The sequence below is a fragment of the Streptomyces sp. NPDC005811 genome (genome assembly GCF_040630405.1).
Classification (GTDB): domain Bacteria; phylum Actinomycetota; class Actinomycetes; order Streptomycetales; family Streptomycetaceae; genus Streptomyces.
Genome location: NZ_JBEXXK010000033.1, coordinates 1 through 15172, shown reverse-complemented (window position 1 = coordinate 15172; position 15172 = coordinate 1). Strand labels below are relative to the sequence as shown.

Here is a 15172-nt window from a genome sequence, read left to right as displayed (position 1 = left end):
GGACCTCTTGCGCCCGCGAAAACGCAATCCTACGGTGATACATAGGAATCGGCCGGAAGCGGCAGGGCACGGCACCGCCACGCAAGGGAGCGACGATGAGCAGCGGGGACGCACGCAAGACCGCCGAGGGACTGTCCTACCTCTCGGGGTTCGGCAACGAGCACGCCTCCGAGGCGGTGCCGGGCGCGCTCCCCGAGGGCCGCAACGCACCGCAGCGCGCCCCGCTCGGCCTGTACGCGGAACAGCTCAGCGGTACGGCCTTCACCGAGCCGCGCGCCCGCAACCGCCGCTCGTGGCTGTACCGGATCCGCCCCTCGGCCGCGCACCCGGAGTTCACCCGCGCCGGCAACGGTGAGCTGCGCACCGGCCCGTTCACCGAGACGGTCGCCGACCCCAACCGGCTGCGCTGGGACCCGCTGCCCGAGCCCGCCGAGGGCACCGACTTCCTCGCCGGTCTGTGGACCCTGGGCGGCAACGGCGACGCCGCGCAGCGCAGCGGCATGGCCGTGCACCTCTACCACGCGAACGCCTCCATGGACCGGATCCTCGGCGACTCCGACGGCGAGCTGCTGATCGTGCCCGAGCGGGGCGGGCTGCTGCTGCGCACCGAGTTCGGGCTGCTGCACGCCGAGCCGGGGCATGTGGCGCTGATCCCGCGCGGGGTGCGCTTCCGCGTGGAGCTGCTGGACGCCTCCGCGCGCGGGTACGTCTGCGAGAACTACGGCGCCCCCTTCCACCTCCCCGACCTCGGTCCGATCGGCGCCAACGGACTGGCCAACCCGCGCGACTTCCGCGCGCCCGTCGCCGCGTACGAGGACGTCGAGGGCCCGGTGGAGGTGGTCGACAAGTTCTGCGGCAACCTCTGGAGCGCGACGTACGACCACTCGCCGCTCGATGTGGTCGCCTGGCACGGCACCCATGTCCCGTACGTCTACGACCTGCGCCGTTTCAATGTCATCGGGACCATCTCGTACGACCATCCGGACCCGTCGATCTTCACGGTGCTGACGTCCCCGTCGGACACCCCGGGTCTGGCCGGGGTCGACTTCGTGGTGTTCGCGCCGCGCTGGCTGGTGGGCGAGGACACCTTCCGGCCGCCGTACTTCCACCGGAACGTGATGAGCGAGTACATGGGGCTGATCGAGGGCGCGTACGACGCGAAGACGGCCGGAAAAGGCGGCTTCGTGCCGGGCGGCGGCTCGCTGCACAACATGATGTCGGCGCACGGCCCGGACCGGGAGACCTTCGACCGGGCGAGCGCCGCCGAGCTGCGGCCGCAGCGGGTCGACGACGGCCTCGCGTTCATGTTCGAGACACGGTGGCCGCTCACCCTCACCCCGCACGCGGCCGGCGCGGACCACCGCCAGCGGCGGTACGACGACGTGTGGAACGGCCTCGAACGCCACTTCCGCCCCTTGCACCGGCCCGAGCCGACCGGTACGGATGGCCCGTGACCTCCTTCGCCCCGGACTCGATCGTCCTCAACCGCAAGCTGCCGCTCTGGTACCAGGTGTCGCAGTCGCTGCGCGCCTCGATACTCGGCCGCTCGCCCCGCGACCCGCTGCGGCTGCCCACCGAGGAGCGGCTGGCCGAGCACTACGGGGTGAGCGTGCTCACCATGCGGCAGGCGCTGAAGGAGCTGGAGGACGAGGGGCTGATCACCCGGCACCGGCGGCGCGGCACGTTCATCGAGCCGGACGTGCGGCGGGGCGCGCCGGTGCGGCTGCTGGGATCGGTCGACGCGATCGTGGCCCAGCAGTCCGGCATGGCGACCCGGCTCCTCGGGCACGGGCGGGCCCCGGTGCCCGCCGAGCTCGCCGAGCACTTCCCGGATCTGGCCGAGGTGGCGACGTACCACCGGCTGCGCGGCGACGAGAAGACGGGCGAGCCGACCAACCACGCCCGCAACTACGTCCGTCCCGAGACCGCCGCCCGGATCGACCCGGACGACCTGGTGCGCTGGCCGATGACCAAGGTGCTCAGGGACGTCGTGGGCGCGGACATCGCGCGGATCACGGACACCGTCGAGGCCCGGCTCGCGGACCCGGAGACCGCGCGGCTGCTGCGGGTGCCGCTGCTGAGCCCGATCCTGCACTACACGGGCGTCACCTACGACGGCGACGGACGGGTCCTCGACGCGGCCGTCATCCACTACCGGGGGGACCGTTTCTCCTTCACGGTCACCCTCGACGCGACGCCCGACCCTACGCCCGACCCGGCCCCCGACTCGGCCCCCGAAGCGACCTGAGCACCCCGTACCATGCCCAGCGTGACGCACGACGACGCTCCGCGGCTGGCGGACCTCATGCCGTGGTCCGTCGCACCGCCGCGGCTCGGCCGGGGGTGGCCGACGGCCGCCGACCCGGCTTCCCTGAAGGCCCGCTGGCAGGCGCTGGTGACGGCCGAAGGCCCCGAGCGCGAGGCCCTGTTCGAGCCGACGCGCTCGCGCACCCTGCACACCGCGGTCGGCCGGCTGCCGGGCGGTGGCGGCGGCACCGAACGGCTGGTCCGGGCGTCCGGCCCCTGCGCGGAGCCCGTACGGGTGCTGGCCGCCCCGTTCGACGAGCAGTGGCTGATCCCCGACCACCGGCTGATCGACGCGGCCCGCCCCGAACTGTGGCGGGTGGCGGACGAGCGGCAGGTGTTCGTGGTGGAGACCCCCGACCTGCCGGCGGCCCCGCTCCTCGCCACCTCGCTGCTGCCCCTGCTGCGACCCGGCCGGGTCCGTCCGCTGTACCGGCGTCCGGGCGGCGCGGAGCCGAATCTGGCGCCCGGGCTCCTGGAGCAGCTGGGCCACTCCCCCGATCCGGTGGACTTCCTGGCCTGGACCCTGACGGCCGTCCGCCCCGATCTCACCGTCCCGCTCCCCCGGGACCCCGAGGTGTGGGCCCGGGGTGTCGAGTCCGGCCGGCGGGCGCTGTGGCTGCTGCGCCGGGACGGCGAGCGCCCCAAGCTGCCCGGTGGCCGCCGCCCGTATGTCCGCGCCCCGCTCCCGGCCCGTCCGCTGACCCTCCTCTACGACCGTGAGGAGGAGACCCTCCATCTCGACGAAGGCCGGATCTCGCCGGTCCCGCCGGAGGCCTGGGACGTCGAGACCGCCGCCGGGGTCCGGGTCCTGGAGCGGTGGTTCACGGCCCGGACCGACGAGAGTGCCGGGCCGGGCACCCTGGCGGCGATCCGTCCGACGGTCTGGCAGCAGCCGTGGACCTCCGAACTGCTGGAGCTGATCACGGTGTTGGCGCTGCTCGCGGAGGTGCACGCACAGCGGCGGGAGCTGACCGTCACGGACCGGGTCACGGCCGGCGAGCTGCGGGCGGCCGGTGTGCTGCCCGTCCCGGACTCCGCCCGGCGCCCCGCGTCCGTGCTGGACCACCAGGAGGAAGGCCCCGAGGGGCAGTTCGCGCTGCTGTGAGTCAGGGGCGGGCGCGCGGTACGGCGTCCGGCGACCACGGGGTGCGGTAGCGCGGGGCCGCGACCCCGGCCGCGAAGGCGCGGACGCTCGCGGCGGAGGTGGTGACCCGCCAGTCGATCACCCGGACCGCCTCGTACCAGATCACGCCGATGATCCCCGGATGGCGGGGCAGCGAGCGGAACATGTCGGTGATCCACTCCGCCTTGCGGCCGGCCGCGTCCGTGGCCCCCACCTCGGTGATCACCAGGGGCTTGGCGGTGAGCCGGCGCAGCCGCCGCTCCGAGGCGGTGAAGATCCGGTCGAACGACTGGTAGTTCTCCAGGCCCACGGTGCCGTAGTAGCCGGACAGGCCCACCCAGTCCACGTACGCGTCCCCGGGGTAGAGCTCCTCGAACGGGGTGGCGTTCTCGTAGTGGACGTTGGGGCTCCACACCCAGACCGCGTTGTCGGCGCCCGCCTGCTCGAAGAGGCGGTGCACATGCCGCCAGGCCCGCACGTACTCGCCCGGCCGGTTGCCGTTGGCCTGCTCGCACCACGGGTACCAGTAGCCGTTCATCTCGTGGGCGAAGCGGATCCCCACCGGGTAGCCGAGCGAGGCGACGCCCTTCGCCCAGGCGCGGATGTACGGGTCGAAGGCGCCGTCGATGATCCGGGAGAGCCGGTAGCGGGGCTGGACGCCGCGCAGCCGCTCCTCGTCGGGTTCGGCGCGGTGGTCCCAGGGTTCCCAGGCCAGCAGGGGCATCATGCCGCGCCGCGCGACGTCGTCGACGGGCCCGGCGTCGAAGGTGTCGCGCGCCCAGTCCAGGGAGAACGCGTAGACCTGCGGGAGGTGGCCGGTGGCGCGGGTGAAGCGGGCCGCCTCGGTGAGGTCGTGGACGCCCGCGTCGGTCATGATGCCGACGAAGGCGTTCCCCGGCGCGGGGAAGGTGGCCCGGCGGTCCGGGCGGCCCGGGCGGACGGGGTGGGTGGGCGGCAGCGCCGCGTCGATCGCGGCCGTGCGGCGCCGGTCCCGCTCGCCCGCGAGGTGCGGTGCCACGACGAAGACGTACCCGCCGAGCAGCAGGGCGAGGACCACGGCGAGCGCCCGCGCCGCCGTGGGCCTCACCGGGCGTCCCGGGCCGCGAGCAGCGGCGGCAGCAGTCCCGTCAGCAGCGCCAGCAGCGCCCACAGCCGGGGTGCCGGGTTGGTGTGGCCGAGGACGTAACTGGCCGTCAGCGGGGCCGCCATGAGGGCCGCCCAGAGCAGATGGAGCCGGAAGGTGCGCGGTGAGTCGGGGCTGCGCAGCTCGCCCTTGGCGGTGACCGCGTAGCCGAGGGGGCGGCGCAGCAGCGCGGAGAGGGCGGCCGACACGTAGACGGGCCCGGCGAACAGGGCCAGGGCGAAACCCCGGAGGCCGAGTTCGCGCCGCTCGTGCTCGGCGAGGTTGAAGCGGCGCAGCCACCACCACAGCCACAGCCAGCTGACCGTCCCGGCCGACCACAGGCCCAGCCAGGTCGGCCCTTCGAGACCGGCGGTCATCACCCCGAGCAGCAGGGCGAGGGCGGTGGCGAGCGTGCCGAGGAGGAGGGTCGCGGCGACGCTCGGGTAGTAGAACTGGACCAGGGTGTAGAGCAGCCGCTGGCGCCGGTCCAGCCGGATGCCCTCGGTGAGGCGGCGGTTGAGCTTGATCTCCCAGACGCCGTAGGCCCAGCGCTTCTGCTGGTTGAAGTAGTCGGTCCAGCTGGTGGGGCCCTCGCCGACGGCGATCACGTCCGGGGTGTAGACGCCCTTCCAGCGGTGGCCGGTGGCCGGGTTGACCGTGCCCTGGACGCGCATGCTGGTCAGATGGTCCTCGATGATCGAGTCCTGGTAGCCGCCGATGCTCCGCCAGGCCGTCGCCCGGTAGAGGTGGTTGGTGCCGATCAGCAGCGGCGCGCCGAGGCCGTTGCCGCCGCGCTCGACGATCCCGCTGAACAGGTACTGCTGGACGGAGGCGCCGTGCGCGATCCAGTGGTCGTCCATGTTCCCGTACACCTGGGGCGCGACGACGAACGCGACGTCGGGGTCGTGGAAGTAGCCGAGCGTGCGCTCCAGGAAGCAGGGCAGCGGGACGTGGTCGGGGTCCATCTGGGCGATCACGTCGTAGCCGCGCTCGTGCTCGGCGCGCCACGCGTTGTGGTTCCCGGCCTTGGTCCGGGTGCGGAAGATGCCCCAGGGCCGGTGGTACTCGGGGCGGCCCTTGCGGGTGAAGTGGTGGACGCCGAGGCGCGCGGCGAGGGCGCGTACGGAGGGGTCGTCGCCCTCGTCCAGGATCCACACGTCGACGCTGCCGCCGTAGTAGGTGACCCTGCGCATGGCCCGCAGGGTGCGCTCCACGACGTCGAGGGGCTCCTTGGCCGGGACGATGGTGGTCAGCATCGCCACCCGCAGGCCGATCGGCGGGGTGAGCGGCACGGGGTCGCGGGCGTGCCGGGCGAACGTCCAGACGGCGAAGACCTGCACCGCCTTGACGAGTTCGATGGTGACGACCACGCAGAAGGCGAGCCGGGCGAGGACCAGCCGCCAGTCGCCGAGCGCCGGGGCGCCGCCGCCGGGCACGTGCCGGGGCAGCAGCAGCCATCCGGCGAGCACGAGCGCGCTGCACACGCTGAGCAGCGCGAGGGCGGTGAGGACGATCCGCTGCGAGGTGCTCAGGACGTTCCGGAACCGCACCTGCACGGGGCCGCCGTCCGCCGGCACCGACAGCGGTCCGGTGAGGCGGGCACAGCGCCGGTACGACTCCCGCGCCCCCGTCTCCGCCCTCCTGGACACCGGCTCGCACCTCCCCCGTGAAGAACCCCGGCCGTACGCCGCGCATCGCTTCGGACACGCACCGCCGACGGCCGGTTCCGGCCACCGGGGGGCGTGCGGGAGCGCGGTGGGAGCGTGCCGGGGGAACGTCAGGTGCGTACGGCGTAGAGCCGGCTGTCCGCGCCTCCGAAGTACACGGCGTCGGCGGTGGCGGTGGGCGGCCCCACCTCCGCTCCGGCGGTGAACGTCCAGCGCCGCGCACCGCTGCCGGCGTCGACCGCGTACAGCCGCTGGTCGCTGCTGCCCGCGTACACGACCCCGTCGGCGACGGCGGGCGCGCCGACGTCCCCGTCGGTGGCGAGCGACCAGCGCCGCTCGCCGGTCCGGGCGTCCCAGGCCCGCAGTTCCCGCCCGCTCCCGCAGTACACGGCCCCCCGCGCCACGAGCGGTCCGGCCTGGGCGGAGACCCCTTTCGCCCGCCAGACCTCCGTCCCGTCCGCGACCCGGACGGCGTACAGGTTCTGGTCGGTGCTCCCGAAGTACACGAGCCCGCCCGTCACCACCGGGAACCACGAGACGGCGCCCGCCGTGGTGAAGCGCCAGCGCAGCTTCCCGGTGGCCGCGTCGACGGCGTACAGGCAGGTGTCGCTGCACCCCACGTAGACGGTGTCCCCGGCGACCGTGGGCGAATGGGTGTCGTGGCCGGTCCTGAACCGCCACCGCCGGGTCCCGTCCGAGACGTCGACGGCGTAGAGGTGTCCGTCCGCGCTGCCGAGGTAGGCGACCCCGCCGCCGACCACCGGCGAGTGCACGATCCCGTCCGTGCGGAACGCCCAGCGTCCGGCGCCCGAGCGGGCGTCGAGCGCGTACAGCCCGCCGTCGTCGCTGCCGAGATAGACCACGCCACCGAGCACCCAGGGCGCCGAGCCCAGCGCGGCACCGGTCGTGTACGACCATCTGCGCGCCCCGGACGCGACGTCGACGGCGTACAGCGTGCCGTCGTTGCTCGCCGCGTAGACCAGGTCCCCGGCGGCACTCGGGTGGTTGACGAGCACACCGGTGACCGGAAACCGCCACAGCCGGGTGCCCGCCTTCGCCGGGGGCCCGTCGCCGAGCAGCTTCCAACCGGCGAACCCGAGCCCGACGGAGGCGGTGCCCCCGACGGCGGCGAGGAGGAGGCGACGACGGGTGGGGGTGGAGGAGGACGCGGGCTCGGGGGTGGGGGCGGTTCCAAAGCCGGGGCCGGAGTCGAGGCCGGGCCCGGGGCCGGGGGCAGGACCGGAGCCCGAGGCAGAGCCAGAGCCCGAGGCAAGACCGGAGCCCGAGGCAGAAGCGGAGCCCGAGGCAGGACCGGAGCCCAGGGCAGGACCGGAGCCCAGGGCAGGACCGGAGCCCGAGGCAGGACCGGAGCCCGAGGCAGAGCCGGGGACGGGCCCGGGGCCGCGGACGGGGCCTGGGACGGGGACGGGGCCGCGGACGGGGCCTGGGACGGGGACGGGTGTCGTGGTTGGTGGGTGGGTGGGGCCGGGTGGGGTGGACGCCCCGGCGGCGTCCGGGTGCCGGCGGTCCGTCTCCGCGCCCCGGACCAGGAGGTGCCGTGGATCGCCGGTGCGGACCGGGGCCGTCGCGCCGAGGGCGGCCGCGGCCTCGCCGAGGCCGGGCCGCCGTGCCGCGTCCTTGGCCAGACAGGCGGCCACGATGCCGAGCAGCCGGTCCGGGACCGCCTCCAGATGCGGCCGCTCATGGACGATGCGGTACAGCAGCACGTCGGGCGGGGCCTCGCCGAAGGGACCGGTGCCGGTGGACGCGAAGACGAGGACGGCCCCGAGCGCGAAGACGTCGGTGGCGGTCCCGGTGCCCTCGCCGCGGATCTGCTCCGGTGCCATGTAGCCCGGGGAGCCCATGGTGGTGCCGGTGTGGGTCAGCGCGCTGGCGTCGCTCACCTTCGAGATGCCGAAGTCGATGACGCGGGGCCCGTCGGACGCCAGCAGCACATTGCCCGGCTTGAGATCGCGGTGGACCACACCGGCCGTGTGGATGGCGTCGAGCGCCTGCACCAGCCCGAGCCCCAGCGCGCACACCGCCCGTCCGCCGAACGGCCCGCCGCCGCGCACGGCCTCCGTCAGCGAGGGCCCGGGGATGTAGGCGGTGGCCAGCCAGGGCGGACTGCCGTGCGGATCCGCGTCCACGACCCCGGCGGTGAAGGGCCCGGAGACGGACCGGGAGGCCTCCACCTCACGGGCGAACCGCTTGCGGAAGGCGGGGTCCTGGGCGAGTTCGGGCTGGATGACCTTCAGGGCAACCCGTTCGTCCGTGTCCGTCCGGGCCAAGTAGACCCGCCCCATGCCCCCCGCGCCGAGCCGCGCGAGGAGCTGGTACCGACCGACCCGAGCGGGATCCCCCGGCGCCAGACCTTCCAAGCGCCCACCCCCTTCACTCCGCGCGGAAAGGAGCCTGCCCACCCCGACTTGTCAGCACACAGCGGACGAAGCCGACCTTTCAGGGGCGCGGGGCTGTATCGATATGCGGCTCCGCCGCGTGGGCGCGACCAGCCCCCACGCACCCGCACCCGCGAACGACCCCTCACCCCCGCGGAGCGAACGCGTCCAACACCCTCTCCACCGCGAACCCGAAGACCGCCTCGAGATCGATCGGCCCCGGATCCTCCATGAACGCCGCGGCCATCCGCGGATACGCCCCGCTCGCCACCTGACTCCCCAGGTAGCCGATCCGCACCGCGTTCTCCTGCTCCTCCGACCACGGCAGCGACCGCGCCCGCTCGGCGGTGGCCAGCTCGTTGACGACGTACATCGTCACCACACCGTTGATCATGCCGACGAGCTGCATCTTCACGCCGTACGTCGTCTCCAGCGGATCCAGGCAGGCCAGGCAGTGCTCCAGATAGCGCAGCGCGTGCGGACTGAAGCCGTACACGGGGGACATCAGCCTCGGCAGCCAGGGGTGCCGGTGCATCAGCGCGCGGGTGTCGCCGGCGACCCTGCGCATGTCCGCCCGCCAGTCCCCGCTCGGCTCCCACTCCTCGTGCTCGCCGCTGACCGCGTCCACCATCAGCTCGTACAGGTCCTCCTTGCGGGGGACGTAGTTGTACAGCGACATGGTCCCGCAGCCCAGCGCGGTGGCGACATGCCGCATGGAGACCGCGTCGAGCCCGCCCTCGTCGGCGATCCGCACCGCCGCCGCGGCGATGTCGGCACGGGTGTACGCGGGCCTCGGCCCCCGGCCCGTCCGCTCGGGACGGGCCCAGATCACTTCGGGTACGGCCGCTTTGCCCGCCATCGATCATCACCTCGCCCCCATCGTAGTTACGTACACCGTACGTAGTGCGCTATGGTCACCCCATGACAACTACGTACGGTGTACTTAGTGAAGGTCTGGAGAAGCGGTTCGGCGAGGTGCGGGCCCTGCGCGGCCTGGATCTGGCCGTGCCACGGGGGACGGTCTGCGGGATCCTCGGGCCGAACGGGGCGGGCAAGACGACCGCGGTACGGCTGCTGACCACGCTGCTGCGCCCGGACGCGGGGTCGGCCCGGGTCGCCGGCCGCGACCTGGTCCGGGAGGCGGCGGCCGTACGCCGCGCGATCGGCGTCACGGGGCAGTACGCGTCGGTCGACGGGGACCTCACCGGCCGCCAGAACCTGCGCCTCTTCGCCCGGCTGCACCGGGTGCGCGGCCCGGCCGCGCGCGCCGACGACCTCCTCGCCCGCTTCGGCCTCGCCGAGGCCGCCGACCGCGCCGCCTCGGCCTACTCCGGCGGGATGCGCCGCCGGCTCGACCTCGCCGCGAGTCTGATCCGCCGTCCGGAGGTGCTGTTCCTGGACGAGCCGACGACGGGCCTCGACCCGGCCTCCCGCAACGACATCTGGGACGCCGTGCGCGAGCTGAAGCGGGACGGCACCACGGTCCTGCTGACCACCCAGTACCTGGAGGAGGCGGACCGGCTCGCGGACGACATCGCGCTGATGGAGCGCGGCCGGGTGGCCGAGACCGGCTCCCCCGCCCACCTCAAGGCGCTCGTCGGCTCCTACGCCGAGGTGGTCGTCGCCGACCGGGGGGAGCTGGCGCGGGCCGCCGCCGTCCTCGACCGGCTCACCGGCGCCGAACCGTCCTTCGACCACGACCGGGGCGCCGTCGGCGCGGTCACCCGCGACGGCACGCTCACCCTCCCCCGGCTGGTCCGCGAACTCGACACGGCGGGCGTGCCGTTGCTCGACGCCAGCCTGAAACCACCCACCCTCGACGACGTGTTCCTGCGCCTGACCGGCGAACGGAGCGACATCGACGACAGCGGTGACCTCGGCGACCTCGTTGACCTCGGCGGCAAGGAGCAGGCGGCATGAGCGCACTGGCGTACGACGGCACGGCCATGCTGGGACGGCAGCTGCTGCGGGTGCGCAACAACCCGGCGCTCGTGATCCTCACCCAGACCATGCCGATCACGATGCTGCTGTTCTTCGGGTACGTCTTCGGCAGCGCGCTGGCGATGCCGGGCGCCGCGTACCGCTCCTTCCTGGTGCCGGGCCTGCTGGTGGCGACCGCCGCCAACGGGATCATGACCGGGATGTTCCAGGCGGCGCAGGACGTCCACCGGGGTGTGACGGACCGGCTCCGCACCCTGCCGATCAGCCGGGCCGCGGTGCCGCTGGGGCAGGCGGCGGCCGATGTGCTGGTCACCGCGGTGGGGACGGTGCCCTTCCTGCTGGTGGGGCTCGCGGTCGGCTGGCGCGTGGAGGGGTCCGCGGCGGGGGCCGTCGGCGCGGTGGGGCTGCTGCTGCTGTTCCGGTTCGCCTGCACCTGGGCCGGGATCTACCTCGGGCTGCTCTCCCGCAGCGAGGAGGCGGCCGGCCAGCTCGGCAGCGCCACGTTCATGCTGCCGCTGCTGTCGAACGCCTACATCCCGACGGACAATCTGCCGGGCTGGCTGCGCACGCTCGCCGAGTGGAACCCGCTCAGCGCGGTGACCACGGCCCTGCGGGACCTGTTCGGCAACGCTCCCGTGCCCGAGGGCGCCGCCTGGCCGGTGGCGCATCCGGTCGCCGGGTCGCTGCTCTGGTGCGCGCTGCTGATCGCGGCGTTCGCACCGCTCGCGGTACGGCGCTACGCCCGCCCCCGCGCCTGACCGACGCGGGAGCGGTGGCGGGAGGTGGGTTCGCCGGTCGGGCCGTTGCGGGTGCCGCTGCCTCCGATCACACTGCCGGGCGGGTCGGAGGCGGGGAGAGGGGACGTGCCCGCGCTCGGGGAGCACACCGAAACGCTGCTGCGTGCCGCGGGGATGACGGACGAGAAGATCGCAGCGCTGCGCCGGGACGGTGTGGTCCGCTGAGCGCGGGGCTCAGTGCTTGTGTCCGCCGAACAGGGAGCGGCGCAGCCGTCGCAGGGGTGCGAACAGCGAGACGCGGGCCGTCCTGTTGCGTGCGTGAGCGGGTTCGCGTGCGGTCAGTTCGAGCATGAGCGAGGTCGCCTCGGCCGCCTCCCGTTGCGGTATGGCGGGGCCCGCCAGCACCGAGAGATGGCGGTCGAGCCGCGCTTTGGTCGCGCTGCTCCCGCAGGTGATCGCAGGGACCCTCGCCCTGCTGCGCATCGTTATCTGTTCCATGTCACTCCCCACCCGTACGAGTCCACCCGGCCCGGGCAGGGTAACCCTATCGCTCCGTCCGGGCACGCGTGTATCGAGCTCTCAGGAATCACCTTCCCCGCAAGGGGGTTGACGTACCCTCTTCGATCACTCTCCGAATCCAACCGATTTCAGGGTGAGTTGGACAATCGGCTGGCTGGTGGGCTGAGCTGAGCCCCCGTCGGGCTCCACAGTCACAGCGAGTGATGTCGAGGTCTTGTCGAGACCGGTCGCGACCAAGGGCGTGTCGCCGTCGAAGAGCCCCAGGGAGCGCGGTTGCACATTGGGGCGCATGAGCCAGAGCTGATGCACCTGCCCGCCGGCCGGCTGCCCGTATCCGCTCAAGGTGATGATCGCCTCACCCTCGGATGCGGAAGCGATTACTCCGATACTGCGGCCCTTCGCGTCCCTGCCCGTGTTCGCCCGGGCGTCCGGAGCTGCCAGAACGTGGGCGATCTCACGTGCCTGGGCGCGCTCCGCGGTCAGCTGGTCCTGGGTGCGGTTCGCCTGGACCGCGAAGAGCGAGGCGACGACGAGCGCCGCGGCGGCGGTGGCCGTGGCGAACGGCACGAACACCGGTCGGCGCGCGCGGGGCGCACGGGAGCGTCCCGGCGCCGGCCGCGTGCCCCAGACATGTGGGGGCAGTTGAGGCTCGTACGCCCGCTCCGGCGCACGCCCCGGCTCCTGCGGGGTGGCGCGTACGGCGGCCAGCACCCGGTCGCGCATCGCGGCCGGCGGCCGCGCCGACTGGGACCAGGCGAGCCGGACGGCGTCCTCGGCCAGCTCGCGCACCTCGGCGGCGCAGCGGTCACACGTGGCGAGATGCTTCTCGAAACGGCGGCGCTCGTCCTGCTCCAGGGCGTCCAGGGCATAGGGCGCGGCCAGCGAGTGCAGATCACCCCGGCCGAACAGTTTTCCGAACACACTCACGCGGCGCCTCCCAGACAGTCCCTCAGCCGCGTGAGTCCGTCGCGCATCCGGGTCTTCACTGTGCCGAGCGGCAGCTTCAGCCGCTCGGCGACCTCACGGTACGTGTAGCCGTCGTAGTAGGCGAGGGTGACGGACTGCCGCTGGAGATTGGTCAGCCGGTCCAGGCAGCGGCGCACCAACTGGCGCTCCAGACCTGCCTCCACCTCCTCCGCCACCTGGTCGAAGGCCGGGTCGTGGTAGCGCCGGCCCTCGCGCTGCTCGCGGTCGGAGGCGGCGCGGGCGCTGCGCACCCGGTCGACGGCGCGCCGGTGGGCGAGCGTGAGGATCCAGGACAGCGCGCTGCCCCGGCCGGGGTCGTAGCGGGCGGCGGAGCGCCAGGCCTCCAGGAGCACCTCCTGGGCGACCTCCTCGGACTGAGCCGGGTCGCGCACGACCCGGCGTACGAGTCCGAACACCGGCCCGGACACCAGCCCGTACAACTGCTCGAATGCTCGGTGATCCCCGCCTGCGACGAGCACCAGCAGCTCGTCGGCCTCCATCCGGTCCCCCTCTCCGCGGCCACACCCGGGCCGTCCCGTCACACCAGGCATTCGCAACGGACACACCTCCGGATGGGGTACGGATCCGAGCGGCCGAAACGCGGGTCGAGCAGCGAAAAAAAGTTTTTTGTTTTCGACCAATCCGATCGGCCGTCCGGTCCGTATCACTGTCCGTCAGGCAAGTTGGCACAGAGGACGGACGGCAGGACGGCATGACTGCAGCTATCTCCAACAGCGGCTCGGGGCGCAAGGGCGTCGCGACTCTCATTTGTGGGGCGCTCGCCGCCGGGGGGCTCACCGCCGCCGGCGTCGCCGTTCTGGCCCCCGGAACGGCGAACGCCTCCAGCCACCGTGAGGCTCCCCTCATCTCGGGGACCCCGCAGTACGACAACACCGACTTCTACGCGTTCGTCAGCCCGGACCACCCGGACACGACGACGATCATCGCGAACGTGATCCCGTTCGAGGAGCCCGGTGGCGGTCCGAACTTCTACCAGTTCGCCGAGGACGCGCAGTACGACATCCGCATCGACAACAACGGTGACGCGAAGGAGGACCTGGTCTTCCGCTACACGTTCAAGACGAACGTGAAGAACAGGAAGTCGTTCCTCTACAACACCGGTGTGGTCGACAGCCTGTACGACCCCGACCTGAACGTCACCCAGACCTACGACCTGACCCTGATCAAGGAGAAGGACGGCAAGGTCGAGCACGAGACCAAGCTCGCGGACGATGTGCCGGTGGCGCCGTCCAACGTGGGCAAGGCCTCGATGCCGAAGTACTCCAAGCTGCGCGACCAGGCGATCTACAAGGTGTCCAACGGCTCCAAGACGTTCGCGGGACAGGCCGACGACCCGTTCTTCGCCGACCTGCGCGTGTTCGACCTGCTGTACGGCGGTGACCTCTCCGAGGTCGGCCGGGACACCCTCAAGGGCTACAACGTCAACACCATCGCCCTCCAGGTGCCGAACGACCTGATCACCGAGTCGAAGAAGCAGCCGATCGTCGGCATGTGGTCGACGATCCAGCGCGAGAACGCGCAGGGCTACTACGAGCAGGTCTCGCGCCTCGGCAGCCCGCTGGTCAACGAGGTCGTCAACCCGATCAAGGACAAGGACAAGTTCAACGCGTCCAAGCCCAAGGACGACGGCCAGTTCCTGAAGAACGTCACCAACCCCGAGCTGCCGAAGCTCATCGAGGCGATCTTCAAGATCAAGGCGCCGGCCGAGCCCCGCAACGACCTCGTCGACGTGTTCCTCAAGGGCGTCAAGGGCCTCAACCAGCCGCCGTACGTGACGCCGTCCGAGGAACTGCGCCTCAACACCTCCATCCAGCCGGCGAAGAGCCCCAAGCGGCTCGGCGTGCTCGACGGCGACAACGCGGGCTTCCCGAACGGACGCCGCCTCACCGACGACGTGATCGACGCCTCGCTCCAGGTCGTCGAGGGTGAGCTGGTCGGCTCCAAGAACGACCTCGGTGACGCGGTCGACAAGAACGACAAGAAGTTCGAGAACTACTTCCCGTACATCGCCCTGCCGACCGCCGGGTCGCGCGGCAAGACCGTGAAGAGCGGCGCCGACACCAAGAGCGCCCTCGGCGACGGCCTCACCACCACCTCGCAGAACACCCCGCTGATCGCCGCGTCCGCGGGCGCCGGCGCCGCGGGCATCCTCCTCATCGGCGGTGCGCTGATGTGGTGGCGCCGGATGCAGCGTCCGTCGTACCGCCGCCACTGAGGCACCGGCCGGACCCATCACCCGGTGGGCCGTGGAGAATCCTGCGCTCCCCGGCCCGCCTTCTTCCCCCCACGAACTGGCGCGGCCCGCGTACTCATCCCCCCCCCCGCCGGCCGCCGCCCCCCCGGCCGCCCCGCCCGCGGGGCGGGCGCCG

Annotated in this window: 13 protein-coding genes and 1 pseudogene; 7 read left to right on the top strand and 7 right to left on the bottom strand. The window is 72.9% G+C overall.

Features of this window, described 5'->3' with window-relative positions; translation table 11 throughout:
- Positions 1–95: 95 nt before the first annotated feature.
- From hmgA to ABZ490_RS31020, 3 genes are read left to right on the top strand one after another with little or no spacing between them, the layout of a single operon-like run.
- The gene (gene hmgA, locus ABZ490_RS31030) at positions 96–1454 is read left to right on the top strand and encodes a homogentisate 1,2-dioxygenase (RefSeq protein WP_358997210.1); all 1359 of its coding nucleotides are present in this window, start codon (positions 96–98) and stop codon (positions 1452–1454) included.
- Positions 1451–2248: a GntR family transcriptional regulator gene (locus ABZ490_RS31025; protein ID WP_358997208.1), complete on the top strand. Its 798-nt coding sequence runs from the start codon at positions 1451–1453 to the stop codon at positions 2246–2248. Before hmgA ends, ABZ490_RS31025 begins: the two co-directional genes overlap by 4 nt.
- A 12-nt stretch (positions 2249–2260) precedes the next feature.
- Positions 2261–3412 (top strand): type ISP restriction/modification enzyme, encoded by a 1152-nt coding sequence (locus ABZ490_RS31020; RefSeq protein ID WP_358997205.1) that lies wholly within the window; start codon positions 2261–2263, stop codon positions 3410–3412.
- A 1-nt stretch (position 3413) separates the two neighbouring features.
- Here ABZ490_RS31020 and ABZ490_RS31015 read toward each other — a convergent pair whose 3' ends face one another.
- The 4 genes from ABZ490_RS31015 to ABZ490_RS31000 all read right to left on the bottom strand — a co-directional run bounded on the left by ABZ490_RS31015 (position 3414) and on the right by ABZ490_RS31000 (position 9478).
- Positions 3414–4517, bottom strand: a complete 1104-nt coding sequence (locus tag ABZ490_RS31015; RefSeq protein ID WP_358997202.1) for a glycosyl hydrolase — start codon at positions 4515–4517, stop codon at positions 3414–3416.
- Positions 4514–6202 carry a glycosyltransferase gene (locus tag ABZ490_RS31010; protein ID WP_358997199.1) on the bottom strand — a complete coding sequence of 563 codons (1689 nt, stop codon included), beginning with the start codon at positions 6200–6202 and terminating at the stop codon, positions 4514–4516. The genes ABZ490_RS31015 and ABZ490_RS31010 overlap by 4 nt, the downstream gene beginning before the upstream one ends.
- Before the next feature lie 128 nt (positions 6203–6330).
- Positions 6331–8643, bottom strand: a complete 2313-nt coding sequence (locus ABZ490_RS31005; RefSeq protein WP_358997196.1) for a serine/threonine-protein kinase — start codon at positions 8641–8643, stop codon at positions 6331–6333.
- Between the two features lie 121 nt (positions 8644–8764).
- Complete coding sequence (locus tag ABZ490_RS31000) at positions 8765–9478, bottom strand: TetR/AcrR family transcriptional regulator (protein ID WP_358997193.1); 714 nt, start codon at positions 9476–9478, stop codon at positions 8765–8767.
- Positions 9479–9540: 62 nt separating this feature from the next.
- On the opposite strand from ABZ490_RS31000, the gene ABZ490_RS30995 reads away from it, so the two are divergent.
- From ABZ490_RS30995 to ABZ490_RS30985, 3 genes and pseudogenes are all read left to right on the top strand, one after another.
- The gene (locus tag ABZ490_RS30995) at positions 9541–10539 is read left to right on the top strand and encodes an ATP-binding cassette domain-containing protein (protein ID WP_358997190.1); all 999 of its coding nucleotides are present in this window, start codon (positions 9541–9543) and stop codon (positions 10537–10539) included.
- The gene (locus ABZ490_RS30990; protein ID WP_358997188.1) at positions 10536–11318 is read left to right on the top strand and encodes an ABC transporter permease; all 783 of its coding nucleotides are present in this window, start codon (positions 10536–10538) and stop codon (positions 11316–11318) included. Before ABZ490_RS30995 ends, ABZ490_RS30990 begins: the two co-directional genes overlap by 4 nt.
- A gap of 6 nt (positions 11319–11324) precedes the next feature.
- A pseudogene (locus tag ABZ490_RS30985) lies at positions 11325–11522 on the top strand (CoA transferase); the annotation flags it as partial.
- A gap of 9 nt (positions 11523–11531) precedes the next feature.
- Here the strand turns inward: ABZ490_RS30985 and ABZ490_RS30980 are convergent.
- The 3 genes from ABZ490_RS30980 to ABZ490_RS30970 form a co-directional block, all read right to left on the bottom strand.
- Positions 11532–11795, bottom strand: a complete 264-nt coding sequence (locus ABZ490_RS30980; protein WP_358997186.1) for a hypothetical protein — start codon at positions 11793–11795, stop codon at positions 11532–11534.
- 126 nt (positions 11796–11921) lie between these two features.
- The gene (locus tag ABZ490_RS30975; protein WP_358997183.1) at positions 11922–12743 is read right to left on the bottom strand and encodes an anti-sigma factor; all 822 of its coding nucleotides are present in this window, start codon (positions 12741–12743) and stop codon (positions 11922–11924) included.
- Positions 12740–13282 carry a sigma-70 family RNA polymerase sigma factor gene (locus ABZ490_RS30970; RefSeq protein WP_055631884.1) on the bottom strand — a complete coding sequence of 181 codons (543 nt, stop codon included), beginning with the start codon at positions 13280–13282 and terminating at the stop codon, positions 12740–12742. Before ABZ490_RS30970 ends, ABZ490_RS30975 begins: the two co-directional genes overlap by 4 nt.
- A 212-nt stretch (positions 13283–13494) precedes the next feature.
- Here ABZ490_RS30970 and ABZ490_RS30965 point away from each other — a divergent pair, with 212 nt between their 5' ends.
- Complete coding sequence (locus ABZ490_RS30965) at positions 13495–15018, top strand: DUF4331 domain-containing protein (RefSeq protein WP_358997180.1); 1524 nt, start codon at positions 13495–13497, stop codon at positions 15016–15018.
- Positions 15019–15172 lie beyond the last annotated feature (154 nt).

Coding starts and splice junctions, on each gene's coding strand:
- ABZ490_RS30990 (WP_358997188.1), top strand. CDS start 10,536: ATGAGCGCACTGGCGTACGACGGCACGGCCATGCTGGGACGGCAGCTG.
- ABZ490_RS30995 (WP_358997190.1), top strand. CDS start 9,541: ATGACAACTACGTACGGTGTACTTAGTGAAGGTCTGGAGAAGCGGTTC.
- ABZ490_RS31000 (WP_358997193.1), bottom strand. CDS start 9,478: ATGGCGGGCAAAGCGGCCGTACCCGAAGTGATCTGGGCCCGTCCCGAG.
- ABZ490_RS30980 (WP_358997186.1), bottom strand. CDS start 11,795: ATGGAACAGATAACGATGCGCAGCAGGGCGAGGGTCCCTGCGATCACC.
- ABZ490_RS30965 (WP_358997180.1), top strand. CDS start 13,495: ATGACTGCAGCTATCTCCAACAGCGGCTCGGGGCGCAAGGGCGTCGCG.
- ABZ490_RS31020 (WP_358997205.1), top strand. CDS start 2,261: ATGCCCAGCGTGACGCACGACGACGCTCCGCGGCTGGCGGACCTCATG.
- ABZ490_RS30970 (WP_055631884.1), bottom strand. CDS start 13,282: ATGGAGGCCGACGAGCTGCTGGTGCTCGTCGCAGGCGGGGATCACCGA.
- hmgA (WP_358997210.1), top strand. CDS start 96: ATGAGCAGCGGGGACGCACGCAAGACCGCCGAGGGACTGTCCTACCTC.